Below are 11,885 nucleotides of genomic sequence, written 5' to 3'. Positions count from 1 at the left end.
ATCTTTTCCAGAACCAGGATTTACCGAACAGGGAGGCCTTCTTTTGTTCAGCATCACCGTCCGGGACCACATGATGGTGGCGCACAGCTTCCGCGGCGAGGTCTTCGGCCCGGCGCAGCGGTTACACGGCGCCACGTTCGTCGTGGACGCGACCTTCCGCCGGGCCGAGCTCGACGAGGACAACATCGTCGTCGACATCGGGCTGGCCACCAAGGAACTTGGCGCGGTGCTCGCCCGGCTCAACTACCGCAACCTCGACGACGAGCCTGCTTTCGCGGGGGTCAACACCTCGACGGAGTTCCTGGCCAAGTTCATCGCCGACCAGCTGGCCGGGCGGGTGCACGCGGGTGCCCTCGGTGAGGGCGCCCGTGGGCTGGCCGGGATCGCGGTCACCCTGCACGAGTCGCACGTGGCGTGGGCGAGCTACGAACGTGATCTTCATCCTTCCCGGTGACGTCGACGACCTCACCGTGCCCAGCGGCGGCAACCTCTACGACCGCCGGGTGAGCCGCGGCCTGGCCGCCGCGGGCTTGCCGGTGCATGAGGTCGCCGTGCCCGGGGCGTGGCCGCAACCGGACGCAAACGCTTGCGCACGCCTGGCGGAAATTCTCGTGGCCGCGCCGGACGGCGAGACCGTACTGGTCGACGGGCTGGTGGCGTGCGGGGTGCCGGAGGTGATGGTCCCCGAGGCGCGCCGGGTGCGCCTGGTGGTACTGGTGCATCTGCCGCTGGCCGACGAAACGGGCCTCGAACCGGATGTCGCCGCCGATCTGGACGCCCGCGAACGCGAAACCCTGCACGCCGCGGCCGCGGTCGTCGCGACCAGCCCGTGGGCGGCGAACCGGCTGGCCGGGCAGCACGGGCTGCCCGGCGACCGGATCCACGTCGTCACGCCAGGTAGCGACCCCGCTCCGCTCGCGCCCGGCACGGACGGCGCGTCGCGGCTGCTTTGTGTCGCCTCCGTCACCCCACGCAAGGGCCAGGACCTCCTCGTGCAAGCGCTCGCCACGCTCGCCGGCCTGCCCTGGTCCTGCGAGTGCGTCGGGCCGGTGCGCCGTGATCCTCACTACGTCCAACGGTTGCGAGAACTGATCGCGCGCCACGGAATCGAGGGCAGGATCACACTTACCGGCCCACGGACCGGCCGGCCGCTGGAGGACTCCTATGCCGCGGCCGACCTCGTCGTGCTGCCGTCTCGCGCCGAGACCTACGGCATGGTCGTGACCGAGGCACTCGCACGGGGAATCCCTGTGCTCGCGACCGCGGTGCAGGCCTTGCCGGACACACTCGGCCAGGCACCCGACGGTTCACTACCCGGAATCCTGGTTCCACCAGATGACCCCGTGGCGCTCGCTGACGGCCTGCACCGCTGGTTGAGCGATCGGGAGCTGCGGAGCCGAGTACGGACTGCCGCCCGGTTCCGCCGTGGCATGCTGGCGGCGTGGGACGAGACGGCGCGACGCATGGCGAACATATTGGTACGGACAACCAGCTGAGCACCGGGGGATACGCGCCGGAATGGCTCGCCCTGCGCGAGCCGGTCGACGCCGCCGCCCGCGCCGAGGGCCTGATCGAGCCGCTGAACACCACCCTGCTGAAGGACCCGTTGAACCAAAACCCCGTGGTCATTCGTGACTTAGGTTGTGGCACGGGATCAATGGGGCGATGGCTTTCGAAACGGCTGCGGGTACCGCAGCACTGGGTTCTGTACGACCGGGACCCCGAACTGCTCGCGAGGGCAGCGATGATCGGGGTGGCGACCGGCGTAGCGGCTTCCGACGACACAAGCCGCGTGACTTTCGAGACACGGCAAGGCGACCTGACCGGGTTGACCACGGGGGATCTCGCCGGCACTTCGCTGGTGACCTGCTCCGCGCTGCTCGACCTGCTCACCGCCGAGGAGATGGACGCACTCGCGGTGGCCTGCGTCGAGGCGGGCTGCCCGGCCCTGTTCACGCTGTCGGTGGCGGGAAAGGTCGAGTTCAGCCCGGCCGAACCACTCGATGCCTCGTTCGCTGAGGCCTTCAACGAACACCAGCGGCGTGACGACCTGCTCGGCCCGGAGGCCGTTTCGGTCGCCGTCGAAGCGTTCGAGCGGCGAGGGGCGACCGTGCTGACCGGGCCGAGCCCGTGGCGGCTCGACGCGGACCACGCGATGCTGACCGCAGAATGGCTCAAGGGCTGGGTCGCGGCTGCCTGCGAGCAGGAGCCAGGCCTCGCCGAGCACGCCGACGCCTACCTCGGCCGCCGGCTGGATGACAGCGAACTGCGCGTTGTCGTCCACCACACCGACCTGCTCGCGATCGGGCCAGAGTCATGATGCGCAAGATCTGGCCGTGGCTGCGGTTGCTGGTCGCGGTGGTGATCCTGGCCGTGCTCGTCTGGCGGCTCGGCACCGGCGCGTTCGTCGCCGGCCTGCGCGTCATCGACACGCCGGCGATAGTCGCCGCCCTGGCGATCGGGCTGCTGACCACGGTACTCAGCGCCTGGCGATGGTGCCTGGTCGCGCGCAAGCTCGACCTTCCACTGGGCCTCGGCACCGCCGTATCGGACTACTACCAGGCCTTGCTGCTCAACGCGGTGCTGCCGGCCGGCGTGGTCGGCGACGTCAACCGCGCGGTCAGTCACGGGCGGGAATCCGGGAATGTTGGCCGCGGCGTTCGTGCCGTGTTGCTCGAACGGCTCGCCGGACAGGTGGTTTTGCTGGTAATCGGGGTCGTGGTGCTGCTGGCCGACCCCGGACTGGTGTCCGCGGTCGTGCCGGCCCGCGACATCCTGATCGCGGTCGGGATCGTGCTGGCCGCCGCCGTCGCGATCGCGGGGTGGAAGCGGTGGGGTCCGTCCGCGGGGCGCCGCGCCGTGGCGACCGCGCTCGCCGACGGGCGTCTCGGCCTGCTTTCCCGCGACACCTGGCCGGTGGTGGCGCTCCTGTCGGCGGCGACGATCGCGGGGCATGTCGCGATGTTCGTCGTCGCGGCCCGCGCCGCCGGTCTGACGGCACCGGTCGGGCAGCTGCTGCCCCTGATGGTGCTGGCACTGGTCGTGATGGGACTGCCGATCAACATCGGCGGCTGGGGACCGCGCGAGGGCTTCTCGGCGCTCGCGTTCGGTGCCGCCGGGCTGGGTGCGACGCCCGGCCTCACCACGGCTGTCGTGTACGGGGTGCTGACGCTGGTCGCGAGCCTGCCCGGCGCGCTGGTGCTGTTGCTGCGGCGCGTGCGCGTTCAGGACTCGAAACTGTCCAGGTACTGGGCGAAGGCCTCGACCAGGCTGGCCAGCAGGTCCTTGCCCTTCGCCGCCGTCGCCAGGGACGGGCGTCCGATCACGCCGGATTCGGTGTAGGCGGCCATGCCAAGGGTAAGGAGGTGACGACGATCGTCGGCAATCGTGTCGGCCGAGTCGTAGCCGGGCCGGACCAGGTCCGGATGGGCGTGCAGCAGGATGGACGTCTCCAGTTCACCGCCGTGCATGTCACTGTCGATCGAGGTCTCCAGCCTGGCGGCGGCTCGCGCATCCTGGACGTCCCGAAGGTCGGGGAACAGCGCCAGCGCGGCGCCGGACTCCTGGACCACGTTGGCCAGGACGTAGTTGCCGCCGTGGCCGTTGACCAGGACCAGTTTGCCGATCCCGGACCGGCGCAGCGAATCGGCGACGTCACGCACAATCGCGTACAACGTCGTCGCCGAGATGCTCACCGTCCCCGGCCAGGCGGCGTGCTCGTGGGAACACGAAATCGTCACCGGCGGGAGCAACTGCACCGGATAGGCGGCCGCGATCTCCCGCGCGATCGTGCAGGCGATCACGGTGTCAGTGGTCAGCGGGAGGAACGGACCGTGCTGTTCGAGACTGCCAACCGGCAGCAGGGCGACCTCCGCCGCGCGTTCCCTAACGTCGATCGTCGTGTCCATGGGCAGCAAGTTCATGGCCATCCGCCTTTCTCCACCGCCTCCTGTATACCGGGACGACTGGGAGGGGGCCCTCCGCGGGGATGTGAGGGTGGAGCACCCCCAAGGCTCGGTGGCCTGGGGAGTTTGCCCTCCTCGTACGGGGGCTGGGCGTTGCGCTCCTGGACGGCGCAGTGTGGTTCCAAAACGCCCGTAACCGGGTACCGTCGCCAATGCTCTTCCAACGACAAAGGGGAGGCGGATGCAAAACCAAAGCATCGACCAGGACATCGCCGAGTCCGAACTGACCACCCGGCGCGGCACCTTCCGCAGCGTCGCGTTCCGGGACCACGGGCATGAACACATGGCACTGGTCTACGGCCAACGGATACACGAAGACGTGCTGGTCAGGGTGCACTCCGAGTGCATGACCGGCGACATCTTCCGAGCGACACGCTGTGAGTGCGGTGACCAACTGGACTCGGCGCTGGACGCCATCGTGCGCGAGGGCAGCGGCATCCTGGTGTACCTGCGCGGGCACGAAGGCCGCGGAATCGGTCTGGTCGCGAAGGTGCGAACGCATATCCTGCAGGATGAGCAGGGGCTGGACACGGTCGATTCGGCCACCAGCCTGGGACTGCCGGTGGACGTGCGGGACTACGGGCCGGCGGTGCGGGTACTGCGCTACCTGGGAGTGCGGTCGGTGCGGTTGATGTCGAACAATCCGGACAAGATCCGCGCTCTGGAATCGAACGGGATCGCGGTCTCCTCGCGGGTTCCGCTTTTGGTGCCGGCCAGCCCGGACAACCTCGCGTATTTGACGGCCAAGCGTGACCGGCTAGGGCACGACCTGCCGCAGCTGGACGTCGTGCGAGGGGCCGATTCGTGATGGTGCGCTGATGGGCGGCTACCGCGAGCTGCTGCCGGTCGCTTGCGAGGCCGTCGCGCTGGCGCACCGGATCATCCGTTCCCGTGCACCCGTGTCGGTCACCGCGAAAGGCGAGCGCGACATGGTGACGGACGTCGACCTCGCTGTCGAGGACGCGGTGCGGGAATTCCTGGCCAGGGAGACCCCGGACATCGGGATCCTTGGGGAGGAACATGGCCGCACCGGTCCGGCGGACGGCGAGCTGTGGTGGGCGCTGGATCCGGTGGACGGCACGGCGAACTTCGCCCGTGGTATTCCGCTGTCCGCTGTATCGCTAGGTCTCGTGGCCGACCGGCGCGGCGTGCTCGCGGCTATTGACCTACCGTTCCTCGAAATCACCTATACCGCCGTAGACGGGTACGGCGCATACGCAGGGGACGAGCGCATCCACAGTTCCGGCGCGCAAGAGGTGTCCGACGCGGTGATCTCAATCGGGGATTTCGCGGTGGGCGAGGGCGCGGAGGCAAACAACCGGCTTCGGATCGCGCTGCTGCGTCGCCTCGGGGCCAGCGCCCAGCGCATCCGCATGATCGGCACCGCCGCTATCGACCTGGCGTGGGTTGCGCACGGAAAGCTGGAAGCGTCGATCATTTTGGCGAACCTGCCATGGGACACCATGGCCGGCGTGCTCCTTGTGCGCGAAGCGGGCGGGGTGGTGCTCGACCGCGACAACACCCAGCACACCGCCGATTCCTCGGCGACCATCGCTGTCTGCGCCGGCCTGCGCGAAGTGATCATGTCGGCACTGGTCGAGTAGCCGTCAGGTGTCCTTTCCCGCGCGGACGGTGGTCCGGTCATCGTTGCCGATCGGCTTCCCACCATTCGGCGCACAGCGTTTCCGGGTGGCACTCTGTTCCTCAGCTCTGCTTCCAGACCGCGGACGCCCAGTCAGGATTTTCGTGGTCGGAGCACGGGTTCGGGCCGGGTGTGGTGGCTGCGGTCGGTCGGGGTGGTGATGTCGAGTTGGCCCGTATCGGGATCGAGGGTGAAGGTCCAGCCGGGTACGTCCTTGAGATGATGGTGATTCTGGCAAAGGCAGCAGAGATTGCAGTGTGAGGTGTGGCCTTCCTTGCCGCGTCCGTAGTCGCGGTTGTGGTCGGCTTCGCATCGCTGGGCTGGGCGGTGACATCCGGGGAACCGGCATTCGCGATCCCTTACTCGCACGAAATCGTTTAGCGCGGCGGGAGGGCGGTAGCGGCTGCGTCCGACGTCCAGGACCGCCCCCGATACCGGGTCGCAGGTCACTTTTCGCCAGACGCTGGCTGGGTTCTGCATGATGTCGCGGGCGATGTCGGCGGGAATGGTGCCGTGCCCCGCGAGCTCGCAGCCCTCGTCGCTGACGTTCAGCGCCGCGCCGAGGGGCACGTGGATGAAGATTTGCGGGAGGATCCGGGCGAATCCGCCAAGTTTGCCGAGCAGCAGGTCCGCGAACACGTCCGCGCGTAGTTCGTCGAGCGTGCGTTGTTCGTCCTTGTTCTTGAGCTTGCGCGCGATCGTGTCGATGCGGGCGTAGACGGCGGTGGCGATTTCGGCGGGGAGATACGCCCAGAGCGAGGCCATAGTGTCGTTTTCGTGAATGAGGCGGACTTTGCGGTCCTTGCGGCGTTTCTTCGCACGTTCCGCGTAGCCTTCGGGATCGACGTCGTGGGTGGCCCTGCGTGCGATGGCGCGTACCGAGCCGGGATCTCTTCCGGCGATGCGGCCTGCGATTTTCTGGTCGACCTGGCGGCACTGGTCGTCCGTCAGGGGCGCGGTGACCTCGTGAACCTTCTTGGCGGTGAACAGGTCCGTCTCGCCGTTGGCCATCGCGGCGAGCAGCTTCGGCAGCCGCGTGGTCAGGGAAGTGGCCAACTCGACTCGCGCCTGAGCCATCTGCCTGGTCAGCGACAATTCGAGTGCTACTTCGTCGGCGACCCAGCGGGTATGGCCCCGGATCTGGTTGAGCCGGGCGATCGCTCTGGCCTGGATCGCGTCGGCCTGGCAGGCCGCTCGCCGAGCGGCGGCCATCGTTTCGACCGCTTCGTCGTCAGAGAGCACGTCGATGTCCTTGGCGGATAGGGAGAATACGTCGAGCATGGAAGCCTCCTTGTGGGGAACACCACCACGGTACCGAAACCCAAAGATTCGAACTAGTGATCGTCACCCGCAAGAATGAATTTTCAGCCGGGAAAAGTCAAATCGTCAGCGAAATGACGGCCAGGAGGTTGTGCGTTCTCGTCCACCTGGCTAGCCTGGTGCGACAGTGACTCTGTGAGGTGCCTCTGTGACAGTGACTCGGGGAAGTGACGACACCACCTGGCCGTTCTGCTGCGCGCTGCGCTCAATGACCCTGCGGAAAGGGATTCGCCCCATGCGTAACGTTCACCGGTTCCGGCTGGTCGGAGCGTGCCTGCTCGCCGTGGTCGTGGCCGTGGCCCCCGCCACAGCCGCCGCGACACAGAGTCACGGTGTGACCGCGAAGATCATCGCGCAGAGCACCGTCGATGGAAAGGACTACATCCTCCGTGAGATCACGGTGGCGCCCGGCGGCGGCACCGGCTGGCATTTCCATCAGGGAACTCTGTATGGGCTGGTGAGACAGGGCACGCTTACTCACAACGCCGCGGACTGTGCCGTGGACGGCATCTATCACGCGGGCGATGCGCTCACCGAGCCCAGCGGGCGCGAGCATGTCCACATCGGACGAAATCTTGGCGCCACTCCGCTGGTGCTGGACGTGCTCTACGTTGACCCGGCGGGCAGCCCGCTGTCGGACGACGCGCCGAATCCCGGTTGCCCGTTCCAGTAGGAGTGACCGCCGTGTCGGTGTCTTCTTTGGACAATCTGGCCTGGCCCTCACTGACCGGCCCGCAACCCGCGTTCGCCGAGTGGTGCGGGCGGGCGGTGCGCTACCGGGCCGACGTGTCGCCGTTCTGTGCGCTGCCGCAGGATCCGGATGAGCGGGACCGGCGCGACTCGCGGAACTCGTCAGCCCGGGCAAGCTGGTTCACCAGCTTCCGCCGCGACGTGCAACCGCCCGCGGGATGGGAAGTGATGAACTCGCCTGGCTGGACCGAGATCATCGCGGTCTGCATCGCGAATACCGGAACGAACGACAACGCGTGGTGGGACAGCGCTTCCGGCGCACTGCTGGCCAGCGATTCCGGAATCGTTTCGGCGCTACGGACCTCCAGTGGGTTCATCGCGCACGACAACGGTTACGCGGTCACGGCCAGCGACTGCAACGTGGACGTCACCGCGCAGAAGATGTTGACCACGCAGTACGATTCGTTGTCCGCGCCGGGAAACGCCGTGCAGTGCGGGCAGATCGCCGTCGGTGCCGACACGGTCTTCACGGTCGTGCTTGGCTACGGCAGCACGTCGACCACGGCGCTCGCCGCGGCCGGTGACTCACTGTCCGCGGGTTTCGGTGCCGTCGAGGCCTCCTACCGGACGAACTGGAACTCCTATGTGGACAGTTTGAAGGCGGCGCCGGCCAGCGTCTCCGGTGATACCCAGCGCCGTCGCGCCTACTACGTGGCGATCATGGCGCTGCATTCGGCGGAGGACAAGACCTATCGCGGCGCGAGCGTGGCAGGACTGTTGACGCCGTGGGGCAACTTCGTCAGCGCGGACGCCGCGGGTGAGGGCTATCACCGCGTATGGGGTCGTGACCTCTACCAGCAGGCCACCGGGCTGCTCGCGGCCGGCGACACCGCACAGGCGAGGCGGATGGCCCAGTTCATGTGGAACAGTCAGTTCATCGCCACCGCGAGTCCCGGTGACGGCACCACCTACCAGCCCGGTGCCTTTCCCCGGTACAGCCCGGTGAGCGGGGTCGCCGGGGCGACCGCCAAGGAGCTCGGCTGCTGCGAGCGGACCGTTGATGTGGGCCGAGGGGCAGTACATCCGGCTCGCCCAGTCCATCGATGTCGGCCGCAATCTCGACACTCCGTCGGTCGTCACAGCTCGCTACGGCATCTGACCTAGGGCTTTCGGGCGACAGCGCCGGCGATGCAATGCGCCGCCTTGCTCAACGGGACCACCTGCGGGCCGTCCGGCCACCACTGGTCACAGATGACGATCCCGGGCTCGGACAGTGCGTTGGGCTTGATGAGTTCGAGACCTGGCAGCATTGCCTCGAGTTCGGCACGGGTGCGGAACCGGCCCGCACCCAGTGGGCCCTGCACCATGACCTGCTCGATCCGTTTCGCGATCTCGGTCAGCTCAGGAATTTCAGGATCAAAGAAATGGGAGAACACAACATAGGAACCCGAGGGCAGCGCGTCGATGTACTGCCGCATGATCTCGGGTCCGCTGTCGCCCTCGACATGATGTAGCGTACCGACCTGCAACAACACCAGCGGCTTGCTGAAGTCGATGTGTTTGACGACGGTTTCGTGGTTCAGCACCGCGGGTGGGTCGAAGATGTCCGCGGCAACCATATGCGTAAAACCGTTCTCTTCCAGCATCGCCCGCCCGTGCGCCAGGACGACCGGGTCGTTGTCCACGTAGAGCACCGTGGCGTCGGGCTTGGATCGCTGCGCGATCTGGTGTGTGTTCTCCGCGCTCGGCAGCCCGGAGCCGCAGTCCAGGTACTGCTCGATGCCGGTCTGGGCGGAGAGAAAACGGCATGCCCGGTTGAGGAATCCACGGTTGCCCCGGGCGATGTGCAAAGCTTCCGGTACCGTTGCCGAAATCTTGTCCATGACCGCCCGGTCGACCTCGTAATGATCCTTGCCGCCCAGAAATCCGTCATAGATCCGGGCAATACTCGGTCTCGTCGGATCGACACCGACCGGGATCTGGCTGGGCGAAGTGAAGGGCATTGCGGCCTCGCAGGAAATTGTCGTATGAGTGGGTTCACACATTAGTGCGGCTGACCCAATCGAGCGAGGGGCTTCCTGTGAATGGCCCAGCTCAGTTGCCCAGGGCCTGGTTCAGATCCGGGTAGATCGCCAGCGCTTCGGCGAGGCCGGTCAGCTCCATCGGCCGGAAGGTGGCGCTGCCCGAGGCGACCAGCCGCATGTCGGTGTGCTCGCCGGCCCGGTTGTGGGCCGCCACGAGCACCGACATCCCGGCGGAGGCGAGGAAGCCCACCTCGGTGAGGTCGACGATGAGGATCTTCGGCCGTTCCGCCAGCGCGTGAGTCAGCGGCTCCTCCAGAGAGGGTGCGCTGACCAGGTCTATTTCGCCCGCGACCGACAAGACGACGACACCGCCCTCACGGTGTTCCACGTTCACCGTCACACTGGGTGCCGGGCCGGATCGGTCGCCGGGCGGCAGGGCGTCGGGCGAAGTCATGGTGACATCATGCCGTTCTCGCGCCGCAATGGCGACACGAGGCCAGCACTCCGCCGCAGAAGCAGAAGGTGATCGTCTGCCACCTGGGAGCTCCCAGGAACGGTGCTCCAGCAACGGAAGTAGTACGCCGTCGACCAGGTAGTCGGTGAAGGCATCGTCGAGCGGCCGGCCGGGGATGAACAATCCGGGAGTAGAGCAGCGCGGAGTTGATCGACGTGCACGCCAGCGTGCCGCTCGGTCAGGTGCCCCGTGCCCGGTGGGCGGCGACGCGTTTTCGCGTCGCGCATCTGGCCGAGCAGTACTTTCGCGGACCGCCATTGCCCGCGCCGAGGTACACGGCCTGGCAGGACCGCACGGCACCGATCCCGCCGGGGACGACCTGTCGTTCGGGCGAGCAGCATCGCCAGGGCCAGCGCCGAGGACGACACGAACCACTCGCCCCGCGGTCCGTTATCGCCGCCGTCGGCGTGCAGATGCCAAGGGTGCTCACCATTGTGGCTGGTCAGGCGGGCCCGGCCTGCTGAGGCCGGACGCACTCGTGTGGGCGGGCGCTGCCGCACTCGGTGCGCGGGCTTGCTGTTGGCTGCCTCAGCGAGTTCGTTCGGGCTGGCGGTCGCCGCCCTGTCGCGGGCATCGGCGAAGGTCCGCATCCCACCGGTCTGCGCGCGTTACGGCACCGGAGGCGCCGGAAGCGTCGCGCACGTAGATCTTCACCACGGGAGCGAGCTTGAAGGTCGCGGGCGTCGCGATCGGGTCCGCCCTGGCGGGCCCCTGGTCACCTGGTCGCTGCGAGGTTGCCTGGCCGTCGCGGCCGGGGTGCAGTTGCTGGCGACGCTGGCCTACGCATCGGCTCGGTGAGTGCGGTACGGACGGCCCGGTCATCGGCACAAACCGCCAGTGATGGAAAAAGTGTTGCCATGATGACAGTTCCAGGCGCGGAACTTGCCGATGCCGGAAACTGGGGCGGTGCTGACGCTGATCATGCTCGGGCTCGCGGGGGTGGGCGCCGGGCTGGCCGGGTCGACGGCGGGACTGGCCTCACTGGTGTCCTATCCCGCGTTGCTCGCCGCGGGACTGCCCCCGGTCACGGCGAACGTCACCAACACCGTCGCGATGGTGGGCACCACGATCGGCACGATGGCGGGCTCGGGGCCAGAGCTGGCCGGACAGCGGCACCGCGTGCTCTGGTTGTGCTCGATCTCGGCGGTGGGCGGCGCGTGCGGAGGGGCGTTGTTGCTGTTCACGCCGTCGAAGGCGTTCACTTTCGTGGTGCCGTGGCTGATCGCGGCCGGCTCGCTGGTGCTGCTCGCGGGACCGCGCCTGCGGGCGGTGGCTGAGCGGTCCGGGCTTTCCGGCGCGAGCCCCGCCACGGCGTCGGCGGCGTTCTGCGTCGCCGTCTACGGTGGCTATTTCGGTGCCGCGGCCGGGGTGTTGATGCTGGCGCTGGTGTCCACCGTCTGGACCCAGTCGCTGGCCCGGTCGAACGCGGCGAAGAACCTGGCGATCGGCGCGGCGAACCTGATCGCCGCGACCGTGTTCGCGTTCACCGGCAAGGTCCACTGGCCCGCCGCGCTGGCGGTGTGCGCGGGATCGGTGGCCGGCTCGTGGATCGGCCCGGCGATCGTGCGCAGAGTGCCCGCGACGCCACTACGCGTTGCGATCGGCATCGCCGGGCTTACTCTGGCGACCGTGCTGGCCTGGCAGGCGTTCCGGTGAACGGAAGGCAGCTGCTCCCGTGGGGCTTTGTCGCCCGAAAGAGGGCATGATCTTGGGTGTCCACTCCATCCAGG

General features: G+C 67.8%; 14 protein-coding genes. 10 read left to right on the top strand and 4 right to left on the bottom strand.

The window, feature by feature from the left end:
- Nucleotides 1-43 precede the first annotated feature (43 nt).
- Genes VJT49_RS32465 through VJT49_RS32450 form a run of 4 tightly spaced genes read left to right on the top strand, consistent with a single transcriptional unit; the run spans nucleotide 44 to nucleotide 3,342 of the window.
- Nucleotides 44-454, top strand: a complete 411-nt coding sequence (locus VJT49_RS32465) for a 6-carboxytetrahydropterin synthase (protein ID WP_324168792.1) — start codon at nucleotides 44-46, stop codon at nucleotides 452-454.
- Nucleotides 432-1,496: a glycosyltransferase family 4 protein gene (locus VJT49_RS32460; protein ID WP_324168791.1), complete on the top strand. Its 1,065-nt coding sequence runs from the start codon at nucleotides 432-434 to the stop codon at nucleotides 1,494-1,496. Before VJT49_RS32465 ends, VJT49_RS32460 begins: the two co-directional genes overlap by 23 nt.
- Nucleotides 1,493-2,320: a class I SAM-dependent methyltransferase gene (locus VJT49_RS32455; RefSeq protein ID WP_324168895.1), complete on the top strand. Its 828-nt coding sequence runs from the start codon at nucleotides 1,493-1,495 to the stop codon at nucleotides 2,318-2,320. Before VJT49_RS32460 ends, VJT49_RS32455 begins: the two co-directional genes overlap by 4 nt.
- Nucleotides 2,317-3,342 (top strand): lysylphosphatidylglycerol synthase transmembrane domain-containing protein, encoded by a 1,026-nt coding sequence (locus VJT49_RS32450; protein ID WP_324168790.1) that lies wholly within the window; start codon nucleotides 2,317-2,319, stop codon nucleotides 3,340-3,342. The genes VJT49_RS32455 and VJT49_RS32450 overlap by 4 nt, the downstream gene beginning before the upstream one ends.
- Here the strand turns inward: VJT49_RS32450 and VJT49_RS32445 are convergent.
- Nucleotides 3,225-3,923 carry a creatininase family protein gene (locus tag VJT49_RS32445; protein WP_324168894.1) on the bottom strand — a complete coding sequence of 233 codons (699 nt, stop codon included), beginning with the start codon at nucleotides 3,921-3,923 and terminating at the stop codon, nucleotides 3,225-3,227. The two genes, VJT49_RS32450 and VJT49_RS32445, sit on opposite strands and share 118 nt — an antisense overlap.
- 223 nt (nucleotides 3,924-4,146) lie before the next feature.
- Between VJT49_RS32445 and VJT49_RS32440 the strand changes: the two genes are divergently transcribed.
- Nucleotides 4,147-4,773, top strand: a complete 627-nt coding sequence (locus VJT49_RS32440; RefSeq protein ID WP_324168789.1) for a GTP cyclohydrolase II — start codon at nucleotides 4,147-4,149, stop codon at nucleotides 4,771-4,773.
- A gap of 10 nt (nucleotides 4,774-4,783) precedes the next feature.
- Nucleotides 4,784-5,569, top strand: a complete 786-nt coding sequence (locus VJT49_RS32435; RefSeq protein WP_324168788.1) for an inositol monophosphatase family protein — start codon at nucleotides 4,784-4,786, stop codon at nucleotides 5,567-5,569.
- Between the two features lie 131 nt (nucleotides 5,570-5,700).
- Here VJT49_RS32435 and VJT49_RS32430 read toward each other — a convergent pair whose 3' ends face one another.
- Nucleotides 5,701-6,819, bottom strand: a complete 1,119-nt coding sequence (locus VJT49_RS32430) for an HNH endonuclease (RefSeq protein WP_324168893.1) — start codon at nucleotides 6,817-6,819, stop codon at nucleotides 5,701-5,703.
- 343 nt (nucleotides 6,820-7,162) lie between these two features.
- On the opposite strand from VJT49_RS32430, the gene VJT49_RS32425 reads away from it, so the two are divergent.
- The gene (locus tag VJT49_RS32425; RefSeq protein WP_324168787.1) at nucleotides 7,163-7,600 is read left to right on the top strand and encodes a cupin domain-containing protein; all 438 of its coding nucleotides are present in this window, start codon (nucleotides 7,163-7,165) and stop codon (nucleotides 7,598-7,600) included.
- A gap of 11 nt (nucleotides 7,601-7,611) precedes the next feature.
- Nucleotides 7,612-8,781, top strand: coding sequence for a hypothetical protein (locus VJT49_RS32420; RefSeq protein ID WP_324168786.1), 1,170 nt, complete (start codon nucleotides 7,612-7,614; stop codon nucleotides 8,779-8,781).
- Here VJT49_RS32420 and VJT49_RS32415 read toward each other — a convergent pair.
- Complete coding sequence (locus VJT49_RS32415) at nucleotides 8,778-9,620, bottom strand: SAM-dependent methyltransferase (protein WP_324168785.1); 843 nt, start codon at nucleotides 9,618-9,620, stop codon at nucleotides 8,778-8,780. The genes VJT49_RS32420 and VJT49_RS32415 overlap by 4 nt on opposite strands.
- 91 nt (nucleotides 9,621-9,711) lie before the next feature.
- Complete coding sequence (locus VJT49_RS32410) at nucleotides 9,712-10,095, bottom strand: STAS domain-containing protein (protein ID WP_324168784.1); 384 nt, start codon at nucleotides 10,093-10,095, stop codon at nucleotides 9,712-9,714.
- A 206-nt stretch (nucleotides 10,096-10,301) separates the two neighbouring features.
- Between VJT49_RS32410 and VJT49_RS35630 the strand changes: the two genes are divergently transcribed.
- Together VJT49_RS35630 and VJT49_RS32400 are read left to right on the top strand one after the other, a co-directional pair.
- On the top strand, nucleotides 10,302-10,619 hold the full coding sequence (locus VJT49_RS35630) for a hypothetical protein (RefSeq protein WP_422652942.1): 318 nt from the start codon (nucleotides 10,302-10,304) through the stop codon (nucleotides 10,617-10,619).
- 424 nt (nucleotides 10,620-11,043) lie between these two features.
- The gene (locus tag VJT49_RS32400; protein WP_324168782.1) at nucleotides 11,044-11,811 is read left to right on the top strand and encodes a sulfite exporter TauE/SafE family protein; all 768 of its coding nucleotides are present in this window, start codon (nucleotides 11,044-11,046) and stop codon (nucleotides 11,809-11,811) included.
- The last annotated feature ends 74 nt before the right edge of the window (nucleotides 11,812-11,885 follow it).

The organism is Amycolatopsis sp. (genome assembly GCF_035276945.1).
GTDB lineage: Bacteria > Actinomycetota > Actinomycetes > Mycobacteriales > Pseudonocardiaceae > Amycolatopsis_E.
This window is presented reverse-complemented; position numbering and strand designations above follow the sequence as displayed.

What these genes read in the sequence shown, in the direction of transcription:
- VJT49_RS32430 (WP_324168893.1), bottom strand. Translation starts at nt 6,819, where the DNA reads ATGGCCGCCGCTCGGCGAGCGGCCTGCCAGGCCGACGCGATCCAGGCC.
- VJT49_RS32440 (WP_324168789.1), top strand. Translation starts at nt 4,147, where the DNA reads ATGCAAAACCAAAGCATCGACCAGGACATCGCCGAGTCCGAACTGACC.
- VJT49_RS32400 (WP_324168782.1), top strand. Translation starts at nt 11,044, where the DNA reads ATGCCGGAAACTGGGGCGGTGCTGACGCTGATCATGCTCGGGCTCGCG.
- VJT49_RS32445 (WP_324168894.1), bottom strand. Translation starts at nt 3,923, where the DNA reads ATGAACTTGCTGCCCATGGACACGACGATCGACGTTAGGGAACGCGCG.
- VJT49_RS32450 (WP_324168790.1), top strand. Translation starts at nt 2,317, where the DNA reads ATGATGCGCAAGATCTGGCCGTGGCTGCGGTTGCTGGTCGCGGTGGTG.
- VJT49_RS32415 (WP_324168785.1), bottom strand. Translation starts at nt 9,620, where the DNA reads ATGCCCTTCACTTCGCCCAGCCAGATCCCGGTCGGTGTCGATCCGACG.
- VJT49_RS32425 (WP_324168787.1), top strand. Translation starts at nt 7,163, where the DNA reads ATGCGTAACGTTCACCGGTTCCGGCTGGTCGGAGCGTGCCTGCTCGCC.
- VJT49_RS32410 (WP_324168784.1), bottom strand. Translation starts at nt 10,095, where the DNA reads ATGACTTCGCCCGACGCCCTGCCGCCCGGCGACCGATCCGGCCCGGCA.
- VJT49_RS32435 (WP_324168788.1), top strand. Translation starts at nt 4,784, where the DNA reads ATGGGCGGCTACCGCGAGCTGCTGCCGGTCGCTTGCGAGGCCGTCGCG.